The organism is Pseudomonas sp. lyk4-R2A-10 (assembly GCF_030209075.1).
Classification (GTDB): domain Bacteria; phylum Pseudomonadota; class Gammaproteobacteria; order Pseudomonadales; family Pseudomonadaceae; genus Aquipseudomonas; species Aquipseudomonas glycinae.
The window spans coordinates 1-24,780 of the sequence record NZ_JARVSR010000003.1 but is presented as its reverse complement, the minus strand read 5'-3'; the positions used below and the strand labels follow the sequence as shown (position 1 = coordinate 24,780).

The 24,780-nt window shown below is 59.8% G+C and carries 20 protein-coding genes; 3 read left to right on the top strand and 17 right to left on the bottom strand.

All coding sequences use genetic code 11. The features are described from left to right. Position 1: 1 nt before the first annotated feature. The 16 genes from nuoH to QRN46_RS06015 form a co-directional block, all read right to left on the bottom strand. Positions 2-1,009, bottom strand: coding sequence for an NADH-quinone oxidoreductase subunit NuoH (nuoH, locus tag QRN46_RS06090; protein WP_007951460.1), 1,008 nt, complete (start codon positions 1,007-1,009; stop codon positions 2-4). Then, a complete protein-coding gene (nuoG, locus tag QRN46_RS06085) occupies positions 1,006-3,720 on the bottom strand; it encodes an NADH-quinone oxidoreductase subunit NuoG (RefSeq protein WP_064380704.1) in 2,715 nt (904 codons plus the stop codon). The genes nuoH and nuoG overlap by 4 nt, the downstream gene beginning before the upstream one ends. A gap of 136 nt (positions 3,721-3,856) precedes the next feature. Then, positions 3,857-5,212, bottom strand: coding sequence for an NADH-quinone oxidoreductase subunit NuoF (gene nuoF, locus QRN46_RS06080; protein WP_007951458.1), 1,356 nt, complete (start codon positions 5,210-5,212; stop codon positions 3,857-3,859). After that, on the bottom strand, positions 5,209-5,706 hold the full coding sequence (gene nuoE / locus QRN46_RS06075) for an NADH-quinone oxidoreductase subunit NuoE (protein ID WP_003223804.1): 498 nt from the start codon (positions 5,704-5,706) through the stop codon (positions 5,209-5,211). Before nuoE ends, nuoF begins: the two co-directional genes overlap by 4 nt. A gap of 2 nt (positions 5,707-5,708) precedes the next feature. Further along, entirely contained in the window at positions 5,709-7,493 is a 1,785-nt protein-coding gene (nuoC, locus tag QRN46_RS06070) for an NADH-quinone oxidoreductase subunit C/D (protein ID WP_011334957.1), read from the bottom strand. 69 nt (positions 7,494-7,562) lie between these two features. Continuing rightward, the gene (locus QRN46_RS06065) at positions 7,563-8,237 is read right to left on the bottom strand and encodes a NuoB/complex I 20 kDa subunit family protein (protein ID WP_007951456.1); all 675 of its coding nucleotides are present in this window, start codon (positions 8,235-8,237) and stop codon (positions 7,563-7,565) included. A 10-nt stretch (positions 8,238-8,247) separates the two neighbouring features. Then, entirely contained in the window at positions 8,248-8,661 is a 414-nt protein-coding gene (locus tag QRN46_RS06060; protein WP_003223812.1) for an NADH-quinone oxidoreductase subunit A, read from the bottom strand. A 546-nt stretch (positions 8,662-9,207) separates the two neighbouring features. Next, the gene (aceA, locus tag QRN46_RS06055; RefSeq protein WP_011334956.1) at positions 9,208-10,533 is read right to left on the bottom strand and encodes an isocitrate lyase; all 1,326 of its coding nucleotides are present in this window, start codon (positions 10,531-10,533) and stop codon (positions 9,208-9,210) included. A gap of 476 nt (positions 10,534-11,009) precedes the next feature. Next, positions 11,010-11,762: a secretin N-terminal domain-containing protein gene (locus tag QRN46_RS06050; protein WP_201820105.1), complete on the bottom strand. Its 753-nt coding sequence runs from the start codon at positions 11,760-11,762 to the stop codon at positions 11,010-11,012. A gap of 132 nt (positions 11,763-11,894) precedes the next feature. Then, positions 11,895-12,320: a GNAT family N-acetyltransferase gene (locus tag QRN46_RS06045; protein ID WP_007951452.1), complete on the bottom strand. Its 426-nt coding sequence runs from the start codon at positions 12,318-12,320 to the stop codon at positions 11,895-11,897. Next, positions 12,313-13,488 carry a ribosomal protein uL16 3-hydroxylase gene (locus QRN46_RS06040; RefSeq protein ID WP_007951451.1) on the bottom strand — a complete coding sequence of 392 codons (1,176 nt, stop codon included), beginning with the start codon at positions 13,486-13,488 and terminating at the stop codon, positions 12,313-12,315. The genes QRN46_RS06045 and QRN46_RS06040 overlap by 8 nt, the downstream gene beginning before the upstream one ends. Before the next feature lie 86 nt (positions 13,489-13,574). Then, positions 13,575-14,945 (bottom strand): adenylosuccinate lyase, encoded by a 1,371-nt coding sequence (gene purB / locus QRN46_RS06035; RefSeq protein ID WP_085712387.1) that lies wholly within the window; start codon positions 14,943-14,945, stop codon positions 13,575-13,577. Between the two features lie 127 nt (positions 14,946-15,072). Beyond that, positions 15,073-15,696, bottom strand: a complete 624-nt coding sequence (gene hflD, locus QRN46_RS06030) for a high frequency lysogenization protein HflD (RefSeq protein WP_011334953.1) — start codon at positions 15,694-15,696, stop codon at positions 15,073-15,075. Further along, on the bottom strand, positions 15,693-16,817 hold the full coding sequence (gene mnmA, locus QRN46_RS06025) for a tRNA 2-thiouridine(34) synthase MnmA (protein ID WP_285354396.1): 1,125 nt from the start codon (positions 16,815-16,817) through the stop codon (positions 15,693-15,695). The genes hflD and mnmA overlap by 4 nt, the downstream gene beginning before the upstream one ends. A 59-nt stretch (positions 16,818-16,876) precedes the next feature. Beyond that, a complete protein-coding gene (locus tag QRN46_RS06020; RefSeq protein WP_285354395.1) occupies positions 16,877-17,323 on the bottom strand; it encodes an NUDIX hydrolase in 447 nt (148 codons plus the stop codon). Positions 17,324-17,401: 78 nt separating this feature from the next. Next, positions 17,402-19,627 carry an NADP-dependent isocitrate dehydrogenase gene (locus tag QRN46_RS06015; RefSeq protein WP_201820108.1) on the bottom strand — a complete coding sequence of 742 codons (2,226 nt, stop codon included), beginning with the start codon at positions 19,625-19,627 and terminating at the stop codon, positions 17,402-17,404. 481 nt (positions 19,628-20,108) lie between these two features. Between QRN46_RS06015 and icd the strand changes: the two genes are divergently transcribed. Then, complete coding sequence (gene icd / locus QRN46_RS06010) at positions 20,109-21,365, top strand: NADP-dependent isocitrate dehydrogenase (protein ID WP_007951441.1); 1,257 nt, start codon at positions 20,109-20,111, stop codon at positions 21,363-21,365. Between the two features lie 79 nt (positions 21,366-21,444). Here the strand turns inward: icd and QRN46_RS06005 are convergent, their stop codons facing one another. Next, positions 21,445-21,726, bottom strand: a complete 282-nt coding sequence (locus QRN46_RS06005) for a cold shock domain-containing protein (RefSeq protein ID WP_011334949.1) — start codon at positions 21,724-21,726, stop codon at positions 21,445-21,447. 224 nt (positions 21,727-21,950) lie between these two features. Between QRN46_RS06005 and clpS the strand changes: the two genes are divergently transcribed. Further along, on the top strand, positions 21,951-22,334 hold the full coding sequence (gene clpS, locus QRN46_RS06000) for an ATP-dependent Clp protease adapter ClpS (RefSeq protein WP_011334948.1): 384 nt from the start codon (positions 21,951-21,953) through the stop codon (positions 22,332-22,334). A gap of 30 nt (positions 22,335-22,364) precedes the next feature. Next, the gene (gene clpA, locus QRN46_RS05995) at positions 22,365-24,635 is read left to right on the top strand and encodes an ATP-dependent Clp protease ATP-binding subunit ClpA (protein ID WP_007951436.1); all 2,271 of its coding nucleotides are present in this window, start codon (positions 22,365-22,367) and stop codon (positions 24,633-24,635) included. Positions 24,636-24,780 lie beyond the last annotated feature (145 nt).

Sequence of the window (24,780 nt, the reverse complement as noted above, 5' to 3'; positions counted from 1 at the left end):
CTCACTGAACCGCAACCGCAGGCGTGTTCCACAACACGATTGCAGCGGTCACCAGCAAATTGATCAGGGTCAGTGGCAGGCAGAATTTCCAGCTGAAATCCATCACCTGGTCATAACGCGGACGCGGGATGGAAGCGCGCAGCAGGATGAACAGCATGATGAAGAACGCGGTCTTCAGTGCAAACCAGACGAAGGACAGTTGCGGCAGGATGCCGAACGGACCGTGCCAGCCACCGAAGAACAGGGTGACCAGCAGCGCCGAGATCAGGATGATGCCGATGTATTCACCGACGAAGAACATGCCCCATTTCATACCGGCGTATTCAATGTGGTAACCGTCGGCCAGTTCCTGTTCCGCTTCCGGCTGGTCGAACGGGTGACGGTGAGTCACGGCCACGCCAGCGATGAAGAAGGTACAGAAGCCGAAGAACTGCGGAATGATGAACCACAGGTTCTGCGCCTGGTACTCGACGATGTCGCGCATGTTGAACGAGCCGACCTGCACCACGATGCCCATCAGGGCCAGGCCCATGAACACTTCGTAGGACACGGTCTGCGCCGAGGCACGCAAGCTGCCCAGCAGGGCGAACTTGTTGTTACTCGACCAGCCGGCGAACAGCACCGCGTAGACCGAAAGACCGGCCATGGCGAAGAAGAACAGCAGGCCGATGTTCAGATCCGCCACGCCCCAGGTCGGGGTGATCGGGATGATCGCGAACGCGATCAGCAGGGCGGACATGGCCACCACCGGCGCCAGGGTGAAGATCACCTTGTCGGCAAACGGCGGGGTCCAGTCTTCCTTGAAGAACATCTTCAGCATGTCGGCCGCGATCTGGAACATGCCGAACGGGCCAACGCGGTTCGGACCGTAACGGTCCTGCCACCAGCCCAGCAGGCGACGTTCGACAAAGCTGAGCAACGCGCCTGCGACCACCACGGCCAGCAGGATCACGATGGCCTTGATGACCGTCAGGATCACATCGATCACTTCAGGGGTGAACCAGGTCATTGCGCTGCCTCCTGCAGACCATCAACGGATACGCCGGCGAATGCCGGTGGAATGCCGGCGATGCCCGCAGGCAATGCCACCAGACCTGCGCCCAGTTCTTCATTGATACGCAGCGGCAGGCGCAGGGTCTGACCGGCAACGTTGAGGCTCAGCAGCGCGCCGTCGTTGACGCCCAGGCGGTCCGCTTCGGACTTGGCCAGTGCGACGTAGGCAGCCGGAATGCGTTCCTGAACCGGAGCGGCTTTCGACGAGTTCTCGTCGCTGCCGAACAGGTGGTAGAACGGCACGGCTTGCCAGGTGCCCTGGGCCGGGTTGAACGCGCGCGGAACACTGGCGAACCAGTTCAGCGAATCACCGCTGCTTTCGATCAGGCGAGTGCCCGGATCGCCAGCGCGCAGGTGACCACCGACTTCGTCCTGGAACTTGTTCCAGGCTTGCGGCGAGTTCCAGCCCGGCGACCAGGCGAACGGCACCTGCTGACGCGGTTCGGCGGAGCCCGAGTAACCTTCCATCGAGAAGGCGAACGCGGTGTCCTTGTCTTGCGGGGTGCGTGGTTCGTGAACGCTGATGTCGGCGCGCATCGCGGTGCGACCGGAGTAACGCAGCGGCTCACGGGCCAGTTTCAGACCCTTGATGCGGAACGAGGCGGACGGTGCTGCGTCGACAATACGGGCCAGTTGCGGCGTGCTCGAAGCAACGGCAGCGGTCACGTGGTCGAGTTGCGTCCAGTCGATCGGCTGGTTCAGCAGGGTGGCGCGCAGGGCGTGCAGCCAGCGCCAGCCTTCGTGGACCAGAATGCTCGCGTCCATGTATTGCGGGTCGAAAACCTGGAAGAAGCGCTGGGCGCGGCCTTCCTGGCTGACCAGTGTACCGTCGCCTTCAGCGAAGCTGGCGGCCGGCAGAACCAGATGCGCGCGGTCGCTGGTGGCGGTCTTCTGATGGTCGGCAACGATCACTACTTTCGCAGCGTTCAGTGCCGCATCGACCTTGGCCTTGGCGGTGCGGGTGTACAGATCGTTTTCCAGCACGACGATGGCGTCTGCCTTGCCGTCGATGACCGCTTGCAGCGCGGCATCAACCGATTCGCCACCGAGCATGGCCAGGCCGAGGCTGTTGGCTTCCGGCACGATCAGGCTGATCGAACCGTTTTTCTCGCGCAGCTTCAGGGCCTTGGCGATGTTCGCAGCGGCTTCGATCAAGGCTTTGGAGCCCAGCGAAGTACCGGCGATGATCAGCGGACGCTTGGCCGCGAGCAGGGCATCGGCGATGCGCTTGGCCAGTTCCAGGGCTTCGGCGTCCAGACCTTCGACGGCCGGCGCGCTGGCGTCCAGGGCGTGAGCCACGGCGAAACCGATGCGGGCCAGATCGTCCGGAGCTGCGTGTACGCATTCTTCGGCGATGTCGTCGAGCTTGGTTTCAGCCAGGCTGGCGATGAACAGCGGGTTCAGTTCGTGCTGACCGATGTTCTTCACCGCAGCGTCGAGCCAAGGCTGAACGCGCATGGCTTCGGCCATGTCTTCGGCCTTGCCTTTGACCGACTGACGCAGGGCCAGGGCCATGCGGGCGGCGGTCTGGGTCAGGTCTTCACCGAGGACGAACACGGCGTCGTGGTCTTCGATGTCGCGCATGTTCGGCACTGGCAGCGGGCTGTCTTTCAGCACTTGCAGGACCAGACGGATGCGTTCCAGCTCGGAGGCTTCGATACCGGAATAGAAGTGCTCGGCGCCGACCAGTTCACGCAACGCGTAGTTGCTTTCCAGGCTGGCACGCGGCGAACCGATACCGACGATGTTGCGACCGCGCAGCAGGTCGGCGGCTTTGTCCAGCGCAGCATCCAGCCCAAGCTTGGTGCCGTCGGCCAGCAGCGGCTGACGTGGGCGGTCGGTGCGGTTGACGTAGCCATAACCGAAACGGCCACGGTCGCACAGGAAGTACTGGTTTACCGAACCGTTGTAACGGTTTTCGATGCGACGCAGTTCGCCGTAACGCTCGCCCGGGGAGATGTTGCAACCGCTCGAGCAGCCATGGCAGATGCTTGGCGAGAACTGCATGTCCCACTTGCGGTTGTAGCGCTCGGAGTGAGTCTTGTCGGTGAACACACCGGTCGGGCAGACCTCGGTGAGGTTGCCGGAGAACTCGCTTTCGAGGGTGCCGTCTTCAACGCGACCGAAGTACACGTTGTCGTGAGCGCCGAATACACCGAGGTCGGTGCCGCCAGCGTAATCCTTGTAGAAACGCACGCAGCGGTAGCAGGCGATGCAGCGGTTCATCTCGTGGGAAATGAACGGGCCCAGTTGCTGGTTCTGGTGGGTGCGTTTGGTGAAGCGATAACGGCGCTCGTTGTGGCCGGTCATCACGGTCATGTCTTGCAGGTGGCAGTGACCGCCTTCTTCGCACACAGGGCAGTCGTGCGGGTGGTTGGTCATCAGCCATTCAACAACACTGGCGCGAAACGCCTTGGATTCTTCATCGTCGATGGAGATCCAGGTGTTGTCGGTGGCAGGCGTCATGCAGGACATGACGATGCGACCACGGGTGTCGTTCTCGTCGGTGTACTGCTTGACCGCGCACTGGCGGCAGGCCCCGACGCTACCAAGCGCGGGGTGCCAGCAGAAATAAGGGATGTCGAGGCCCAGCGACAGACATGCCTGTAACAGGTTGTCTGCCCCGTCGACTTCGAGCGCTTTGCCGTCTACGTGGATAGTGGCCATGGTTCAAAGGTCTTCGTTGGCCCGGTGTCAGCGGGCGTGGCTAATGGAATCTTGTTATCCGTCCGAATCCAGTCAGCCCCGAAAGGCGTCATCGGACGAAAGGCGAAGGGCACGGACCCTTCGCCTTTTTAAGCGTTTACGCGCCGACTACGATCGGCTTCGCCAGAGGCGGGACGGCGGCGCTTGCAGGCGCGATACCGGCTTCGAACTCTGGACGGAAGTATTTGATGGCACTGCCCAACGGCTCCACGGCACCCGGTGCGTGAGCACAGAAGGTCTTGCCCGGGCCGAGGAAGTTGACCAGACCCAGCAGGGTCTCGATGTCGCCTGGCTGGCCGCGGCCTTGTTCGATGGCCATCAGCAGCTTGACGCTCCATGGCAGGCCATCACGGCAAGGGGTGCAGAAACCGCAGGATTCGCGAGCGAAGAACTGCTCCATGTTGCGCAGCAGGGACACCATGTTGACGCTGTCGTCCACCGCCATGGCCAGGCCGGTACCCATACGGGTGCCAACCTTGGCGATGCCGCCAGCGTACATTTGTGCGTCGAGGTGTTCCGGCAACAGGAAACCGGTACCGGCGCCACCTGGCTGCCAGGCTTTCAGCTTGAAGCCGTCGCGCATGCCGCCGGCGTAGTCTTCGAACAGCTCGCGGCCGGTCACGCCGAATGGCAGTTCCCACAGGCCGGGGTTCTTGACCTTGCCGGAGAAGCCCATGAGCTTGGTGCCCATGTCTTCGCTGCCGTCGCGGGCCAACGATTTGTACCAGTCCACGCCGTCGGCAATGATCGCCGGCACGTTGCACAGGGTTTCAACGTTGTTCACGCAGGTCGGCTTGCCCCACACGCCAACGGCGGCAGGGAAGGGTGGCTTGGAACGCGGGTTGGCGCGGCGGCCTTCGAGGGAGTTGATCAGTGCGGTTTCTTCACCGCAGATGTAACGTCCGGCACCGGTGTGGACGAACAGCTCGAAATCGAAGCCGCTGCCCAGGATGTTCTTGCCCAGCAGGCCGGCTGCCTTGGCTTCTTCCACGGCACGGTTCAGGTGCTTGGCGGCGGTGGTGTATTCGCCACGCAGGAAGATGTAGCCACGGTAGGTTTTCAGCGCGCGGGCGCTGATCAGCATGCCTTCGATCAGCAGATGGGGCAGTTGCTCCATCAGCATGCGGTCTTTCCAGGTGTTCGGCTCCATTTCATCCGCGTTGCACAGCAGGTAGCGGATGTTGATGGATTCGTCCTTTGGCATCAGGCCCCACTTCACGCCTGTGGGGAAGCCTGCACCGCCGCGACCTTTGAGGCCGGCGTCTTTCACGGTCTGGACGATGGCGTCCTGATCCATGTCGGCGAAGGCTTTGCGCGCAGCGGCGTAACCGTTCTTGGCCTGGTACTCGTCGAGCCACACGGCTTCGCCGTCGTCACGCAGGCGCCAGGTCAGCGGGTGAGTCTCGGCCGAACGCTGGATGCGGTTGGCCGGACCGAAAGAAGTCAGGGTCATACGTAGCCCTCGAGCAGTTTGGCGACGCCGGCAGGCTGGACATCGCCAAAGGTGTCGTCATCGATCATCAGCGCCGGTGCCTTGTCGCAGTTGCCGAGGCAGCAGACCGGCAGCAGGGTGAAGCGACCGTCGGCGGTGGTCTGACCCAGGCCGATACCCAGGTTGTTCTGGATTTCGCTGACCACCGACTCGTGGCCACCGATGTAGCAGACCATGCTGTCGCAGACGCGAATGATGTGACGGCCGACCGGCTGACGGAAGATCTGGCTGTAGAACGTGGCCACGCCTTCAACGTCGCTGGCCGGGATGCCGAGGATCTCGCCGATGGCGTACAGAGCGCCGTCCGGTACCCAGCCGCGTTCCTTCTGGACGATCTTCAAGGCTTCGATCGACGCCGCGCGCGGATCTTCGTAGTGATGCAGCTCGTGCTCGATGGCCGAGCGCTCGGTTTCGCTCAAGGTGAAACGGTCTGTCTGGATAAGCGTGCTGTTCATGCTTAGCGGTCCACGTCGGCCATAACGAAGTCGATACTACCCAGGTACGCAATCAGGTCCGCGACCATGCTGCCTTTGATCACCGAAGGGATCTGCTGCAGGTGGGCGAAGCTCGGAGTACGGATCCGGGTACGGTAGCTCATGGTGCCGCCGTCGCTCGTCAGGTAATAACTGTTGATGCCCTTGGTCGCTTCGATCATCTGGAAGGATTCGTTGGCCGGCATGACCGGGCCCCACGAAACTTGCAGGAAGTGCGTGATCAGGGTTTCGATGTGCTGCAGCGTGCGCTCTTTCGGCGGCGGCGTGGTCAGCGGGTGATCCGCCTTGTACGGGCCTTCCGGCATGTTGCGCAGGCACTGGTCGATGATCTTGACGCTCTGGCGCATCTCTTCGACGCGAACCATGCAGCGGTCGTAGGCATCGCCGTTGGCAGCCAGCGGCACTTCGAACTCGAAGTTCTCGTAGCCGGAGTACGGACGCGCTTTACGCAGGTCGAAGTCGCAACCGGTGGAACGCAGGCCAGCACCGGTAACGCCCCATTCCAGGGCCTCTTTGGTGTTGTACTGGGCAACGCCGATGGTACGACCCTTGAGGATGCTGTTCTGCAGGGCGGCCTTGGTGTATTCGTCGAGGCGCTTCGGCAGCCATTCAACGAAGTCTTTCACCAGTTTTTCCCAGCCGCGTGGCAGGTCGTGGGCGACGCCGCCGATGCGGTACCAGGCCGGGTGCAGACGGAAACCGGTGATGGCTTCGATCACCGTGTAGGCCTTCTGACGGTCGGTGAAGGTGAAGAACACCGGAGTCATGGCGCCGACGTCCTGGATGTAGGTACCCAGGAACAGCAGGTGGCTGGTGATCCGGAAGAACTCGGCCATCATGATGCGGATGACGTCGACTTTCTCTGGCACCTTGATGCCGGCCAGCTTCTCGACCGAGAGCACGTACGGCAGGTTGTTCATCACGCCGCCGAGGTAGTCGATACGGTCGGTGTACGGAATGAAACTGTGCCAGGACTGACGCTCAGCCATCTTCTCGGCGCCACGGTGGTGGTAACCGATGTCCGGAACGCAATCGACGATCTCTTCACCGTCCAGCTGCAGGATGATGCGGAACGCACCGTGCGCCGAAGGGTGGTTCGGGCCCAGGTTGAGGAACATGTAGTCCTCGTTCGCACCGGAACGCTTCATGCCCCAGTCTTCAGGACGGAAGCGCGCGGCTTCTTCCTCAAGCTGTTGCTTGGCCAGGTTCAGGCTGAACGGATCGAATTCGGTGGCGCGCGCCGGGAAGTCCTTGCGCAGCGGGTGACCTTCCCAGGTCGGCGGCATCATGATGCGCGACAGGTGCGGGTGACCTTTGAAGTCGATGCCGTACATGTCCCAGACTTCACGCTCGTACCAGTTGGCGTTCGGCCAGATGCTGGTGACGGTCGGCAAGCTGAGGTCGCTTTCGGACAAGGCGACCTTGATCATCACGTCACTATTACGTTCCAGCGACATGAGGTGATAGAACACGGTGAAATCGGCACCGCTCGGCAGCCCTTGACGCTTGGTGCGCAGACGCTCGTCCACGCCGTGCAGGTCATAGAGCATGACGTACGGTTTGGGCAGATTGCGCAGGAAGGTCAGGACTTCGACGAGCTTGGCGCGAGCCACCCACAGCACCGGCATGCCGGTGCGGGTCGGCTGGGCGGTGAACGCTTCGGCGCCAAAACGGTTGTTGAGTTCGACGACCACATCCTGGTCGTCTGCCTTATAAGGCGGGATGTACAGAGCACTGCCTGTAGTCATGGTTATTTTTTCGCTTTCGGTCAACGTAAAGAATGAAGCCAGCTTCTCGTTTCTTTGAAACAGACTGGATCAGACTTCGTCAGGGCTGCGCAGGTTGGTGACTGCGATTCGCTGTTCGCGGCGCTGTTCCTTCTGCGAAGGCATGTCGGCGCGATAAACGCCTTGATCGCCAACGACCCAGGACAGTGGGCGACGCTCCTGGCCAATGGATTCCTGCAACAGCATCAAACCTTGCAGAAATGCTTCTGGACGGGGCGGGCAGCCAGGTACGTAGACGTCAACGGGCAGGAACTTGTCCACCCCCTGAACCACGGAGTAGATGTCGTACATGCCGCCGGAGTTGGCGCACGAACCCATGGAGATAACCCATTTCGGCTCGAGCATCTGCTCGTACAGGCGCTGAATGATCGGCGCCATCTTGATGAAGCAGGTCCCGGCGATAACCATGAAATCAGCCTGACGCGGTGAAGCCCGGATAACTTCGGCGCCGAAGCGCGCGATGTCGTGGGGCGCCGTGAAGGCGGTGGTCATTTCCACGTAGCAGCACGACAGACCGAAGTTGTACGGCCACAGGGAGTTCTTACGTCCCCAGTTGACCGCGCCACTCAGCACGTCTTCCAGCTTGCCCATGAAAATGTTTTTGTGGACTTGATCTTCTAACGGATCGGAAACGGTTTCCCGCTGGCCGATCGGATACTGCTCGTTAGGAGCATCGGGGTCGATTCTGGTGAGATTGTATTGCATTGCCAAAGCCTCATTGTTTCAGCTTCGCCTGCCGCTTGCGACGAGCTTCCGGAGCCCAGTCAAGGGCGCCCACTCGGAACAGGTAGACAAGACCTGCCAACAGAATTGCTATGAAAACGAGAGCTTCGACGAATCCGGTCCAGCCGCTTTCGCGGACGGACACAGACCATGCAAAGAGAAAGAGGGCTTCGATATCGAAGATCACGAACAGCATCGCGACCAGATAGAATTTGGCTGAGAGCCGCAAGCGGGCGCCACCGGTAGGTAGCATGCCGGACTCGAACGGTTCGTTTTTGCTGCGGCCCCAGGCTTTTGACCCGAGGAGGCTGGAGACGCCGAGCATGAAGGCACACAGGCCGACTACACCCAGAAGGAAAATGGCAAAGCCCCAGTTGTGGGCCATGAGTCCTGTCGCTTCGGGCATGCTGGAAATCCTTAACAGAGAGCAAAGGTCTCTGAGCTTGATAAAGAAATAAGGCAGTGACGATATGTCGCAGCAATCAATCGCGCTGATTTTATGGCTAAACACCCGGCAAGTAAAATTCCTATAGCGAAATTATTTATTGGAATAAGGACATAGCGCACCTCGAAGGGCCCGCAGCCCATGCGCTGCGGGCATTAGCCGGGATTTCACGAATTATGTTTTGTAGGAAATGTAACGAACATAGTTGTCGCTAAATGATAATTGATATCGTTTGGAGTGATTGGGTAACTGTTTAACGGGTCAGTAGTCGGGAAGTTGTCTTATATCCGCGTTACTGCAAGTAGCGGCGGCGCCCGTTTTAACCGGTTTTTCCGATGCGGATACCGCTCTGGATCAATGTTTTGCCTGACAGGCTGTGCCATTTCCTGAGGTGCCCGGAAAAGCGCAGGCAAAAAAACGCCCCGAACCAGTCGGGGCGTCAGTTTTTCGGCAGTGCGGTTAGCTTTCTATACGGTCCGCAAAGGCCGTTCGCTCAGGCGAAGTCGATCAGTGGAACTGTTCTTCTTCGGTCGAGCCGGTCAACGCGGTCACCGAGGACGTGCCGCCCTGGATCACGGTGGTCATGTCGTCGAAGTAGCCAGTGCCCACTTCCTGCTGGTGAGCCACGAAGGTGTAGCCCTTGGCGGCGTCAGCGAATTCCTGCTCTTGCAGCTTCACGTAGGCAGTCATGTCGTTGCGGGCGTAGTCGTGCGCCAGGTTGAACATGCTGTGCCACATGTTATGAATGCCGGCCAGGGTGATGAACTGGTGCTTGTAACCCATGGCGGACAGTTCGCGCTGGAACTTGGCGATGGTCGCGTCGTCCAGGTTTTTCTTCCAGTTGAAGGAAGGCGAGCAGTTGTAAGAGAGGATCTGGTCCGGGTATTCCTTCTTGATCGCTTCAGCGAAGCGACGGGCTTCGTCCAGGTCTGGTTTGGCGGTTTCGCACCAGATCAGGTCGGCGTACGGCGCGTAGGCCAGGCCACGGGCGATTGCCTGATCCAGACCTGCACGAACCTTGTAGAAACCTTCCTGGGTACGGGTGCCAGTCACGAACGGCTGGTCGTACGGGTCGCAGTCGGAAGTCAGCAGGTCGGCAGCGTTGGCGTCGGTACGGGCCAGGATGATGGTCGGTACGCCGGCAACGTCGGCAGCCAGACGGGCAGCGGTCAGCTTCTGCACGGCTTCCTGGGTTGGCACCAGCACCTTGCCGCCCATGTGGCCACATTTCTTCACGGAAGCCAGTTGGTCTTCGAAGTGAACGCCGGCGGCGCCTGCTTCGATCATGCTCTTCATCAGCTCGTAGGCGTTCAGTACGCCGCCGAAACCGGCTTCAGCGTCAGCCACGATTGGCGCGAAGTAGTCGATGTAGCCTTCGTCGCCCGGGTTCTTGCCGGCTTTCCACTGGATCTGGTCGGCGCGACGGAACGAGTTGTTGATGCGCTTGACCACGGTTGGAACCGAGTCCACCGGGTACAGCGACTGGTCCGGGTACATCGATTCGGCGGAGTTGTTGTCCGCCGCGACTTGCCAGCCCGACAGGTAGATCGCCTGGATACCGGCTTTAACCTGCTGCACAGCCTGACCGCCGGTCAGGGCGCCCATGCAGTTGACGAAATCTTTCTCTGGGCGGAAGGACGGCTTGGCACCCTGGGTGACCAGGTTCCACAGTTTTTCGGCGCCCATTTTTGCAAAGGTGTGCTCTGGTTGAACCGAGCCACGCAGACGGACGACGTCAGCAGCGGAGTAATTGCGAGTCACGCCTTTCCAGCGCGGGTTTTCAGCCCAGTCTTTTTCAAGGGCTGCAATTTGCTGTTCGCGTGTCAGTGCCATGGAGATAAACCTCGTCGCGTCTTTATGAAAAGTTGTTCTGCGGTGGAAAATTCCTTGCGCTCGCTGACCAGAAGCTTAGGTGGTCAGGTCGGGTTCGGCGGGGCAGGCGACGGGATGAACGATGAGCTCGAGGGGAGGTGAGCAGGTAAAGGCGAACTGGCGGGCGCATTCAGGCGTCGTGGGCCTTTATACGAACTACAGTGTAAAGCCGGGTTACCTAATTACGCTTCCGTCCCTCGGGACAACTTCGTTCCAGTCGGCAACCTCGTCAAACACACCTTGTGGGCGGTACAGACACGAAACGGCTCGCGGGGATGGTTGCGAGCAGCGCTTCGAAGGCCCTTGCCAGGGCCTCTGATTAGCGGGAGCGAGGCCATCATGCCTTCGCTTTTTTGGCTCGTCAAACGTTTTGTAGTGCTTTTTTTCAAGCACTACATCTTTCGTCTAATACGACTAATCAGTCAGTTTTCGGTGCTTTAGTCCAACGTGTCGACTTTCACCCGCAACGTCATGTCATCCCGGCCTTGAGTCGAGTAGCTGCGGGCCAGGCCCTGTTTGTCGGCTTGGGTCTGGCGATTCACGCCGGCGAGGGTGATCCATTCGCCCAGCCGTCCGGTGACAGTTGTGTCGGTGCTTTGCACGTTCACTACATCGGGACGTTCCTGGCTCATGCGGTCACGGTTGGTACTGATTGCCAGGTGAACGGTTTCGCCGGTGACGCTGGCGGTGACGTAAAAACCCTGTGTGACGTTGCGATATTGCGTCTGGCTGCTGTAATCGCCGTAGGAGTTGGTCTGGCTGCTGGTGATCGGCACGCTCTGGCCGACCTGGATCAGTGCCGGTGCACCTTCGCTGGCCTGAATTTGCTGAATGCCGCCGTCACGGCTGGCGGTGCTGCGGCTGATGATGCGGGTTTGCGCGCCGTTCACCGAATAGCCTTCATCGCCACGACCGTTGTTTTCGTTGGTGTCGACTGTGATCAGCAGGCGCTTGGGCGTGGTGTCGAGTTGCGAGAGCAGGTCCTTGAGTTCTTGAATCTTGCCGGGCTCGGCCTTGACGATCAGTTGGTTGCCATAGGCGCTGACCTGGCCGTCCTTGCCGATAAAGTCCTGAGCCACCGGCAGCATGTCGGCACTGGTGTGGTACTTGAGGGGCACGATTTCTGTGGCTGCCATCACCGAAAAACTGCAGCCGAGCAGCAGGGTGGTGAGCAGGGTGCGTAGGGACATGTCCGTTATCTCCGCTTTCGAAAGGCTTGATATTGCCAGTTTGTCGGCCCGGGGTGGGGCAAGTTGAATCGTAGACAGCAAAACGCCCCGGCATCGTGAGATGGCGGGGCGTTTTGCGTGTTACGTGATCGTTCAGGCCGAATGACGAACCATATCGACATGCGGAATCCCGGCCTCGAGGAATTCCTCGCTGACCAGGTTGAAACCCAGACGCTCATAGAACGCCGTGGCCTGCACCTGGGCGCTGAGCATCTGCTGCTTAAGGCCGCGTGCTTCCGCTTCGGCAATCACCGCTTGCATCAGCGCATCGCCAACCTTCAAGCCGCGCCAGTCCTTCAGCACCGAAACCCGGCCAACATGCCCGTCGGGCAAAAGGCGGGCGGTGCCGATCGGAAAGTCGCCTTCGAAGGCCAGGAAATGCACCGCCGTAGCGTCATCGGCGTCCCACTCAAGCTCGGGTGGAACCGATTGTTCGGCAATGAACACCGTTTCGCGAATGCGGCGGATCTCGGCGTTGTCCTTTTGCCAATCTGCAACACGTACGCGAATCTTATTCATCGTCGGCGAACCCCAGGCTTCCCTGTTTGACCAGTTCGCACAGCAGGCCGCGACCGTCTTCATCGCTCAGCCAGTCACCGAGGTTGTCGGTGTGCAGGGCGTCGGCGGAGCAGATCAGCTTCAGCAGTTCGCGCAGCTTGCCCGGCAGGTAGCGGCTCTGGCCGCTGGCGAACAGCAGCAGATCGTCATCGACGTCCGACCACGCCAGGCGCGCGCTCGGATTGCGGATCAGGATGGCGCCGTCTTCGAGCGCGCCGAGGAGGTCTTCTTCCTCGACTTCTTCCGGCCCGACCACCAGCTCCGGATAGCGCGGCTCGGTCATGTACTGGCCGAACCAGGTCAGCAGCAGGCGTTCGTCGCTCATGTGCTCGGCGAGCAGCGCTTTCAGGCGGCCGAGGGCATCGTGCTGGATCTGATGTGGATCATCGCTGACCGGTTTTGCATCGGCGTCGGTATAACGCTCTTCGTCAGTCAGGAACTGGCTGAGGAAGTCGGTGAAGTGGGTCAGCACTTCTGCGGCGCTTGGTGCGCGGAAACCGACCGAGTAGGTCATGCAGTCGTCGACGGCAACACCGCAGTGGGCCAGGCGCGGTGGCAGGTAGAGCATGTCGCCCGGTTCCAGGACCCACTCTTCAGTCTCGTGGAATTCGGCGAGGATGCGCAGGTCGGCGTGTTGCAGCAGCGGGCTTTCGGAGTCGCACATCTGGCCGATTTTCCAGTTGCGCTTGCCGTGGCCTTGCAGCAGGAACACGTCGTAGTTATCGAAGTGCGGGCCGACGCTGCCACCCGGGGCGGCGAAGCTGATCATCACGTCGTCGACGCGCCAGCTCGGCAGGAAGCGGAAGTTTTCCAGCAGCTCGCTGACTTCCGGCACGAACTGATCGACCGCCTGCACCAGCAGGGTCCACTCGCGCTCCGGCAGTTTGCTGAATTCGTCTTCGGCGAACGGGCCGCGACGCAGTTCCCATGGACGCTCGCCGTGCTCGATCACCAGGCGCGATTCGACTTCTTCTTCCAGGGCCAGGCCGGCGAGTTCGTCGGCGTCGATCGGGCTTTCGAAATCAGGAATCGCCTGACGGATCAGCAGTGGTTTTTTCTGCCAGTAATCGCGCATGAATTCGCGCGCCGTGAGACCACCCAGAAGTTGAAGAGGAATATCGGGATTCATATGTAACCTATTGAAAAAAAGCATTTTTCAGACGGGAATAAAAACGCCCGGCGCGGCCGGGCGTCTCAAACGGGTCAAGCAGTCGGTCAGATGCGTTTGGCTTGCGCTACAGCGTTGCCGATGTAGTTGGCCGGAGTCAGTTGCTTGAGCTCGGCTTTCGCAGCGGCCGGCATGTCCAGGCCATCAATGAAAGTCTGCAGCGCTTCAGGGCTGATGCCCTTGCCGCGCGTCAGTTCTTTCAGCTTCTCGTACGGGTTTTCGATGTTGTAGCGGCGCATCACGGTCTGGATCGGCTCGGCCAGGACTTCCCAGCAAGCGTCCAGATCGGCAGCGATCTTGTCAGCGTTCAGTTCGAGCTTGCTGATGCCTTTGAGGCTCGCTTCGTACGCGATCACACTGTGGGCGAAACCCACACCGAGGTTGCGCAGAACGGTGGAGTCAGTCAGATCGCGCTGCCAGCGGGAGATCGGCAGTTTGCTCGCCAGGTGCTGGAACAGCGCGTTGGCGATGCCCAGGTTGCCTTCGGAGTTTTCGAAGTCGATCGGGTTGACCTTGTGCGGCATGGTCGACGAACCGATTTCGCCGGCGATGGTGCGCTGCTTGAAGTAACCCAGGGAGATGTAGCCCCAGATGTCACGGTCAAAGTCGATCAGGATGGTGTTGAAGCGCGCAATGGCGTCGAACAGCTCGGCGATGTAGTCGTGCGGCTCGATCTGCGTGGTGTACGGGTTGAAGGCCAGGCCCAGCTCGTCTTCGATGAAGGCGCGGGCGTTGGCTTCCCAGTCGATCTGCGGGTAGGCCGACAGGTGAGCGTTGTAGTTGCCGACAGCACCGTTGATCTTGCCCAGCAGCGGAACGGCAGCGACCTGAGCGATCTGACGCTCGAGACGGTAAACCACGTTCGCCAGCTCTTTACCCAGAGTGGTCGGCGAAGCCGGCTGGCCGTGGGTGCGCGACAGCATTGGCACGTCGGCGAAGCGCAGGGCCAGTTCGCGGATGGCGTTGGCGGTCTGGCGCATCAGCGGCAGCATCACGTCGTCACGACCTTCGCGCAGCATCAGGGCGTGGGACAGGTTGTTGATGTCCTCGCTGGTGCAGGCGAAGTGGATGAATTCGCTGACCTTGGCCAGCTCCGGCAGCTTGGCTGCCTGCTCCTTGAGCAGGTATTCGATCGCTTTGACGTCGTGGTTGGTGGTGCGCTCGATCTCTTTCACGCGCTCGGCGTGCTCCAGCGAGAAGTTTTCGGCCAGTTCGTTCAGAACGGCGTTGGCTTCGGCGGAGAAGGCTGGCACTTCCGGGATGCCGGCGTGAGCGGCCAGGCGCTGGAGCCAGCGCACTTCAACCAGAACGCGGGCACGGATCAGGCCGTACTCGCTGAAAATTGGGCGCAGGGCCTGGGTTTTGCCGGCGTAGCGGCCGTCAACAGGGGAAACCGCAGTGAGCGAAGAGAGCTGCATGGGGTGTTCTCGGACAGTCGGGCAACGAAATGGGGCGCGTATCATACATGAAAAAATCCGCCGGTCCGTCGCCAACTGACCGGCGTATTACGCGTTACAGACTACAAAGCTTTTGTTGCGCGGTGATTTACTCGCTGCGCATCAACGGATACAGCTCTTTGAGCAATTTGCGCCGGCTGACGACCAGTTGCCAGCGGTGACCGCCGAGCTGGCGCCACAGGCGGGCCGAACGAATGCCGGCGAGCAGCAGGGCGCGGATCTTCGAGGCATTGCTCGGCTGCTGCAGATTGCGCATGTCGCCATGCACCTGAATGCGTTGGCGCAGCGTGCTCAGGGTGTCCTGATACAGCGCACCGCAGGCCGCGATCACGTTTTCATGGGCCGGGCCGAAATGCTCGACCTGCGACTGAATCTGCGGCAGACGCTTGCCGATCACGTCGAGCATGTCGTCGCGCTTGGCCAGTTGTCGCTCAAGACCAAGCATCGACAGGGCGTAACGCAGCGGTTCGCGCTGCAGAGTGCTCGGGTCGCGCTCAAGGGCACCGATCAGCGCGCGGTAACCCTCGCGCAGGTTGATGTCGTCGCCGCCGTAAACATCCAGGGTGTCTTTCGGGTCGCGAACCAGCAGGCTGCCGAGCATGCAGCTCAGGCCGGCCTCGTTGGTCTGGCCGGTCTTGGCGATCCGGTCGACCAGCACGGCGGCGAGAAACACGCCGCCCAGAGCGGTCAATTGCTCCTGAGTCGGGCTCATGCCTGGCCGCTCCAAGGCTCGGCGACTTCGATCACGCCGCCACCGAGGCAGATTTCACCGTCATAGAACACCACCGACTGGCCCGGCGTGACCGCGCGTTGCGGCTCGTCGAACACGGCGCGATAGCCGGTGTCGGTTTTCTCAAGGGTGCAGGCCTGATCGCTCTGGCGATAACGGACTTTGGCGGTCAGACGCAGCGGCTGGCTCAGATCGATCGGATTGACCCAATAGATTTCCGAAGCGAGCAGGGCGCTGGAGAACAGCCACGGATGGTTGTTGCCCTGACCGACGATCAGCTCGTTGGTGTCCAGATCCTTGCGCAGCACGTACCACGGCTCGTCGCCGGCGTCTTTCAGACCACCGATGCCCAGGCCCTGGCGCTGACCGATGGTGTGGTACATCAAACCGTGGTGACGGCCGATGACTTCGCCTTCGGTGGTCTTGATCTCGCCCGGTTGCGCCGGCAGGTATTGCTTGAGGAAATCGCTGAAGCGACGCTCGCCGATGAAGCAGATCCCGGTGGAATCCTTCTTCTTGGCGGTCGCCAGCTCGTATTTCTCGGCAATCGCACGGACTTGCGGCTTTTCCAGCTCGCCGACCGGGAACAGGGTCTTGGCGATCTGTTCGCCGCCGACGGCGTGCAGGAAGTAGCTCTGATCCTTGTTCGGATCCAGGCCCTTGAGCAGTTCGGTGCGGCCGTCGATGTCGCGGCGGCGCACGTAGTGACCGGTAGCGATCAGGTCGGCGCCGAGCATCATGGCGTAGTCGAGGAACGCCTTGAACTTGATCTCGCGGTTGCACAGGATGTCCGGGTTCGGCGTGCGGCCGGCCTTGTATTCGGCCAGGAAGTGCTCGAACACATTGTCCCAGTACTCGGCGGCGAAGTTGGCGGTGTGCAGTTTGATGCCGATCTTGTCGCACACGGCCTGGGCATCCGCCAGGTCGTCCATGGCGGTGCAGTATTCCGTTCCGTCGTCTTCTTCCCAGTTCTTCATGAACAGGCCTTCCACTTCATAGCCCTGCTCGATCAGCAGGAGAGCGGAAACGGAAGAGTCCACGCCGCCGGACATGCCGACAATGACGCGCTTCTTGGATGTGTCAGAAGGGGCTGGATCACGCATAGGGATTCAATGAGTGTCTTGAAAAAGGACGCGATTCTATCAGGCTCACGGCCTCAAGGCTAAAGGGAAGGGCGGATCAGTTCGAGGCCGAAGCGATTGCCGGCCAGATAATCGTCGATGCAACGGATGATCAGCTCGCTGCGCCAATTATCGCGCTGGGCCAATAATTCGTCGCGGGTCAGCCACTTGGCGCCGACGATGCCGTCGTCCAGTGGGTAATCCGGGTGATGTTTCACGGCTTTGGCGCTGAAGCACACGCGCTGGTAAGTCACGCCGTTGCTCGGGGCGGTATACAGATAAATGCCGACCACGGCGGTGGGCTCGACGTCCCAGCCGGTTTCTTCGAGGGTTTCGCGTACGGCGGCTTCGATCAGGGTTTCGTCCGGATCCAGATGGCCGGCCGGCTGATTGAGTACGTTACGGCCAGCCTTGTGTTCCTCGACCATCAGGAAACGGCCGTTGTCCTCGACGATGGTGGCGACGGTGATGTGGGGGAGCCATTGCATTGATTGAATCTCCTGGGCGAAAGGCAGAAACACAAACCCCGGCGCATGGCCGGGGTTTGTGATGTTCCCTTTACAACCTTATACCAGCGCAGCAATCGCCGCGTTGAGGGTTGCGCTTGGGCGCATGGCCTTGCTGATCAGCTCGGCGTCGGCGTGGTAGTAACCGCCGATGTCCACTGGCTTGCCTTGAACGGCGTTGAGCTCGGCGACGATGGTCGCTTCGTTCTCGGTCAGGGTTTTGGCCAGAGTCGCGAACTGCGCTTGCAGTGCAGCGTCTTCAGTCTGGGCGGCCAGAGCTTGTGCCCAGTACATCGCCAGGTAGAAGTGGCTGCCGCGGTTGTCGATGTTGCCGACTTTGCGCGATGGCGACTTGTTGTTGTCGAGGAACTGGCCGGTGGCCTGATCCAGGGTCTTGGACAGAACCAGCGCTTTCGGGTTGTTGTAGTTAACACCCAGGTGCTCGAGAGAAGCGGCCAGGGCCAGGAATTCACCCAGCGAATCCCAGCGCAGGAAGTTCTCTTCGACCAGTTGCTGCACGTGCTTCGGAGCCGAACCGCCGGCGCCGGTTTCGAACAGGCCACCGCCGTTCATCAGCGGCACGATCGACAGCATCTTGGCGCTGGTGCCCAGTTCCATGATCGGGAACAGGTCGGTCAGGTAGTCGCGCAGTACGTTGCCGGTCACCGAAATGGTGTCCTTGCCTTCGCGGGTGCGCTGCAGGGTGTATTTCATGGCATCGACCGGCGCCATGATCTGGATGTCCAGACCGGCGGTGTCGTGATCCTTCAGGTAAGCCTGAACCTTCTCGATCACCACGCCGTCGTGGGCGCGCATCGGGTCCAGCCAGAAAATGGCTGGAGTTGCGCTTGCGCGAGCACGGTTGACGGCCAGTTTGACCCAGTCCTGGATCGGCGCGTCTTTGGTCTGGCACATGCGGAAGATGTCGCCGGCTTCAACAGCCTGTTCCATCAGCAGGGTGCCTTTGCTGTCGGTCACGCGTACCACGCCGTCAGCCTTGATCTGGAAGGTCTTGTCGTGGGAGCCGTACTCTTCAGCCTTTTTAGCCATCAGGCCAACGTTTGGCACGCTGCCCATGGTGGTCGGATCGAAAGCGCCATTGGCTTTGCAATCTTCGATCACGGCCTGGTAGATGGTGGCGTAGCAGCGATCCGGGATCACAGCCTTGGTGTCGTGCAACTGGCCGTCAGTGCCCCACATCTTGCCGGAGTCACGGATCATGGCCGGCATCGAGGCGTCGACGATAACGTCGCTCGGCACGTGCAGGTTGGTGATGCCTTTGTCGGAGTTGACCATCGCCAGCGACGGACGAACGGCGTAGACCGCTTGAATGTCAGCTTCGATCTGGGCTTGCTGCTCGGCCGGCAGGGATTTGATGCGGGCGTACAGGTCGCCGATGCCGTTGTTCAGGTTGAAGCCGATTTCGGCCAGCACGTCGGCGTGCTTGGTCAGGGCGTCCTTGTAGAACTCGGCAACGATCTGACCAAACATGATCGGGTCGGAGACCTTCATCATGGTGGCTTTCAGGTGAACCGACAGCAGCACGCCTTGCTGCTTGGCGCTGTCGATTTCGGCGGCGATGAACGCGCGCAGGGCCTTTTTGCTCATCACGGAGCAGTCGAGGATCTCGCCCGCCTGAACGGTGGTCTTTTCTTTCAGGACGGTCGCGGTGCCGTCTTTGGCGATCAGTTCGATCTTCACGGCGTCAGCGGCGTCGATCAGGACAGCTTTTTCGCTGCCATAGAAATCGCCGGTGCTCATGTGAGCGACATGAGACTTGGAGTCTTTGGCCCAGGCGCCCATTTTGTGCGGGTGCTTGCGAGCGTAGTTCTTGACCGACAGCGGCGCACGACGGTCGGAGTTGCCTTCACGCAGAACCGGGTTCACGGCGCTGCCCTTGACCTTGTCGTAACGCGCCTTGGCTTCTTTTTCGGCGTCGTTGGTCACGGATTCCGGGTAGTCCGGCAGGTTGTAGCCCTGGGCTTGCAGTTCTTTGATCGCGGCTTGCAACTGCGGAACCGAAGCGCTGATGTTCGGCAGCTTGATGATGTTGGCTTCAGGCGTAACGGCCAGGTCGCCCAGTTCGGCGAGGTGGTCGGCTACGGCTTTGTCGCCCAGTTGCTCGGGGAAGCTGGCCAGAATACGTGCTGCAAGAGAGATATCGCGGGTTTCCACGGCGATATCGGCCGAGGCGGTGTAAGCCTCGATGATCGGCAGCAGGGAATAGGTGGCGAGGGCTGGAGCTTCGTCGGTGAAGGTATAGATGATCTTCGAGCGGGTGGGCATATTCGGATTAACTCTCTCTTCTTTGCTAAAGCGTGCGCAGAAACTCGAGGGGCGCCGGGTAAGCGCGTTCGTTCAAAGTCATCCATGAACCGAATGTCGAGAATCTTCGCGGTGATGTTGGGTGCATCAGTAGAGCGTCAAGCAGTCGGACTGCGGTAACAACCCGACCAATCAGGCGGAAAGTCTCGTGCTAGAGAGGCCAGCCGTCGTGACCCTGTGGTCAGCGGGCGGCATTATACATAGGTAGCTGGCAATCTGCCGATGGTTCATATGCAACGATTCTCGTCCATTGGTCTAAAGGTCGCAGGGCGGGGTGGGGCGTAGAGTCGCCGTGAATGCTTGAGATTGGCGCTTTTCCCTTTGCTTTCAGGCTTGTACGAAACGAGATGTGGTCGCGCCCGGAACAGAGGGTTTGCGTGTTGATTCAACTGGGTTACGCTCGAACCAAGCCAGATGTTCAATCCAAACAATGGAGTTCAGCATGGGTTACAAGAAGATTCAGGTTCCAGCCGTCGGCGACAAAATCACCGTCAACGCAGACCATTCTCTCAATGTCCCTGATAACCCGATCATTCCCTTCATCGAAGGTGACGGCATTGGCGTCGACGTCAGCCCTGTGATGATCAAAGTGGTTGATGCTGCCGTAGAAAAAGCCTACGGGGGCAAGCGCAAGATTTCCTGGATGGAGGTTTATGCTGGCGAAAAAGCAACTCAGGTCTATGACCAGGACACCTGGCTGCCCCAGGAAACCCTGGACGCGGTCAAGGATTACGTGGTCTCCATCAAAGGCCCGCTGACCACTCCGGTCGGTGGCGGCATCCGTTCCCTCAACGTCGCCCTGCGCCAACAGCTCGATCTCTATGTCTGCCTGCGCCCTGTGGTGTGGTTCGAAGGTGTGCCGAGCCCGGTGAAAAAGCCTGGCGACGTCGACATGGTGATCTTCCGCGAGAACTCCGAAGACATTTATGCCGGTATCGAATGGAAAGCCGGCTCCCCTGAGGCCACCAAGGTCATCAAATTCCTGAAAGAAGAAATGGGCGTCACCAAGATCCGTTTCGACCAGGATTGCGGCATCGGCATCAAGCCGGTTTCCAAAGAAGGCACCAAGCGTCTGGTGCGCAAGGCGCTGCAATACGTGGTGGACAACGACCGCAAGTCGCTGACCATCGTGCACAAGGGCAACATCATGAAATTCACCGAAGGTGCCTTCAAGGACTGGGGCTACGAGGTGGCGAAGGAAGAATTCGGCGCCGAGCTGCTCGATGGCGGCCCATGGATGAAATTCAAGAACCCGAAAACCGGCCGCGAAGTCGTCGTCAAGGACGCCATCGCCGACGCCATGCTCCAGCAGATCCTGCTGCGTCCGGCCGAATACGATGTGATCGCCACCCTCAACCTCAACGGTGACTACCTGTCCGACGCCCTGGCGGCGGAAGTGGGCGGTATCGGTATCGCGCCGGGTGCCAACCTGTCCGACACCGTAGCCATGTTCGAGGCGACCCACGGTACTGCGCCGAAATATGCCGGCAAGGACCAGGTCAACCCGGGTTCGGTGATTTTGTCGGCGGAAATGATGCTGCGCCACCTGGGCTGGACCGAGGCGGCCGACCTGATCATCAAGGGCACCAATGGCGCCATCAAGGCCAAGACCGTGACCTACGACTTCGAACGTCTGATGGAAGGCGCCACACTGGTGTCTTCTTCGGGCTTCGGTGAAGCGCTGATCAAGCACATGTAAGAACGGCAGCTGCAACGAAACCGCCCGGCTCGAGTGATCGAGCCGGGCGGTTTGTTTTCTGGCAGGTGTTCGGGTTGCTTCAGCTGGTCACTGACTGGTGCTGAGTAGCGGCCGAGGCGGCATCTTTTGCGGCTTCGACATTCTGAATTTTTGTGGCATGCAGGCCTTTGGGCCCTTGCACGATCTCGAATTTGACGATTTGCCCGGCTTTGAGGGTTTTGTATCCGTCCATTTCAATGGCGGAATAGTGGGCAAAGAAATCGATCTCCTTGCCGTCCTCGTCCTTCCCCTCGCGGGAGTCGGTATTAATGAAACCGAACCCCTTGGCATTGTTGAACCATTTCACCTTGCCGACAGCCATGCTCAAATCCCTCTGCAACAGTCTCCATCGCTGGAGTATCATCCAATTCATCCGCAGTCGAATCCGTTAAAAAGATTGACTCCGCGGATCTTTTTTCCCCACTGTGGGTTCTATTGGTTGTAACACCGTTTTCCCGATAGTCAAGGTGACCGGGCAGTCGGAGTTGAAAACGTGTCAAGCCGCCCCCACCACTGTATTTGCACAACTGACGAACCTTTCTTTCCATGCATGCAATCAGCCAGATTCGACTAACATTCAATCAGGATCGCCCGCTTCTCCAAAAGGATCTTCCACAGGAGCACGACGACGATTCGGCAGGCGTTGCTGTTCAGGAAGCAAAGCCTGCGTTACAGGCGCCGCCGATGTACAAGGTGGTTTTGTTCAATGATGACTACACACCGATGGATTTCGTCGTCGAAGTGCTCGAGGTGTTTTTTAACCTGAATCGCGAGCTGGCGACCAAGGTCATGCTGGCCGTCCACACAGAAGGGCGGGCAGTATGTGGAGTGTTTACCCGCGACATCGCCGAGACAAAGGCCATGCAGGTCAACCAGTACGCCAGGGAAAGCCAGCATCCGCTACTCTGTGAAATCGAGAAGGACGGTTAATCGCCGACCACTTGGGTATGAGGTGAAGCTATGTTAAACCGCGAGCTCGAAGTCACCCTCAATCTTGCCTTCAAGGAGGCACGTTCGAAACGTCATGAGTTCATGACCGTCGAACACCTGCTGCTGGCCCTATTGGACAATGAGGCTGCCGCCACCGTATTGCGTGCCTGCGGCGCAAACCTCGACAAACTCAAGCACGACCTGCAGGAGTTCATCGACTCCACCACGCCGCTGATCCCTGTCCATGACGAGGATCGCGAAACCCAGCCAACCCTGGGCTTCCAGCGTGTACTGCAACGTGCTGTCTTTCATGTGCAGAGCTCGGGCAAACGCGAAGTAACCGGCGCCAACGTGCTGGTTGCAATCTTCAGTGAGCAAGAGAGTCAGGCGGTGTTCCTGCTGAAACAGCAGAGCGTTGCACGCATTGATGTCGTCAACTATATCGCTCACGGCATTTCCAAAGTGCCGGGGCATGGCGATCACTCTGAAGGTGAACAAGATATGCAGGACGATGAGGGCGGTGAGTCTTCTTCTTCAGGCAATCCGCTGGACGCTTATGCCAGCAATCTCAACGAACTCGCACGCCAGGGCCGGATCGATCCGCTGGTCGGGCGTGAAACGGAAGTCGAGCGTGTCGCGCAGATTCTTGCGCGTCGTCGCAAGAACAATCCGCTGCTGGTGGGCGAGGCGGGCGTGGGTAAAACCGCGATTGCCGAAGGCCTGGCCAAGCGCATTGTCGACAACCAGGTGCCGGACCTGCTGGCCAACAGCGTCGTTTATTCCCTCGATCTGGGCGCTCTGCTCGCGGGCACCAAGTATCGCGGTGACTTCGAGAAGCGCTTCAAGGCGCTGCTCAACGAGCTGAAAAAACGTCCGCAGGCGATCCTGTTCATCGACGAGATCCACACCATTATCGGTGCAGGTGCCGCTTCGGGCGGCGTCATGGATGCCTCGAACCTGCTCAAGCCGCTGCTGTCGTCTGGCGACATTCGCTGCATCGGTTCGACCACGTTCCAGGAATTCCGTGGCATCTTCGAAAAAGACCGCGCCCTGGCGCGTCGCTTCCAGAAGGTCGATGTTGTCGAGCCGTCGGTGGAAGACACCATCGGTATCCTGCGTGGCCTGAAAGGGCGTTTTGAACAGCATCATAATATCGAATACAGCGATGAGTCGCTGCGCGCCGCTGCGGAACTGGCTTCGCGCTACATTAATGACCGGCACATGCCGGACAAGGCCATCGATGTGATCGACGAGGCCGGCGCCTATCAGCGTCTGCAACCGGTCGAGAAGCGTGTGAAACGCATCGAAGTCCCTGAAGTCGAGGACATCGTTGCGAAAATCGCGCGGATTCCGCCGAAGCACGTCACCAGCTCCGACAAGGAACTGCTGCGTAACCTCGAGCGTGACCTGAAGCTGACGGTGTTCGGTCAGGACGCGGCGATCGATTCGCTGTCGACTGCGATCAAACTGTCCCGTGCCGGTCTCAAGTCGCCTGACAAGCCTGTCGGTTCGTTCCTGTTCGCAGGGCCGACCGGTGTCGGTAAAACCGAAGCCGCGCGTCAATTGGCCAAGGCGCTGGGGATCGAACTGGTGCGTTTCGACATGTCCGAGTACATGGAGCGCCACACCGTATCGCGTCTGATCGGTGCGCCTCCGGGTTATGTCGGTTTCGACCAGGGCGGTCTGTTGACCGAAGCGATCACCAAGCAACCGCATTGCGTATTGCTGCTCGATGAAATCGAGAAGGCGCATCCGGAAGTCTTCAACCTGCTGCTGCAGGTGATGGACCACGGCACGCTGACCGACAACAACGGGCGCAAGGCGGACTTCCGCAACGTGATCGTGATCATGACCACCAACGCCGGTGCTGAAACGGCGGCGCGTGCTTCGATCGGTTTCACCCATCAGGACCACTCGTCCGATGCGATGGAAGTGATCAAGAAGAGCTTCACGCCGGAATTCCGCAACCGTCTGGATACCATCATTCAGTTTGGTCGCCTCAGTCATGAGGTCATCAAAAGTGTGGTGGACAAGTTCCTCACCGAACTTCAGGCGCAATTGGAAGACAAGCGTGTGCTTCTGGAGGTTACCGATGCGGCGCGCAGCTGGCTGGCGGCCGGTGGGTACGATTCGGCCATGGGCGCTCGTCCGATGGCGCGTCTGATCCAGGACAAGATCAAGCGTCCGCTGGCGGAGGAGATTCTGTTTGGCGAGCTGGCCGAGCATGGCGGTGTGGTTCATATCGACATCAAGGATGGTGAGCTGACGTTTGACTTCGAGACCACTGCAGAAATGGCCTGACGGCTGGTAAGTGAAAAGGCGCCTTCGGGCGCCTTTTTATTGTCTGTTTGTTTGGTGTGTATATCCGTTGCTGCGGTAACGGCTTCTTGGGGTTCCGCCCTTACGGCGGGTCACTTTTGGCAAACGCCCCAAAAGTAACCAAAAG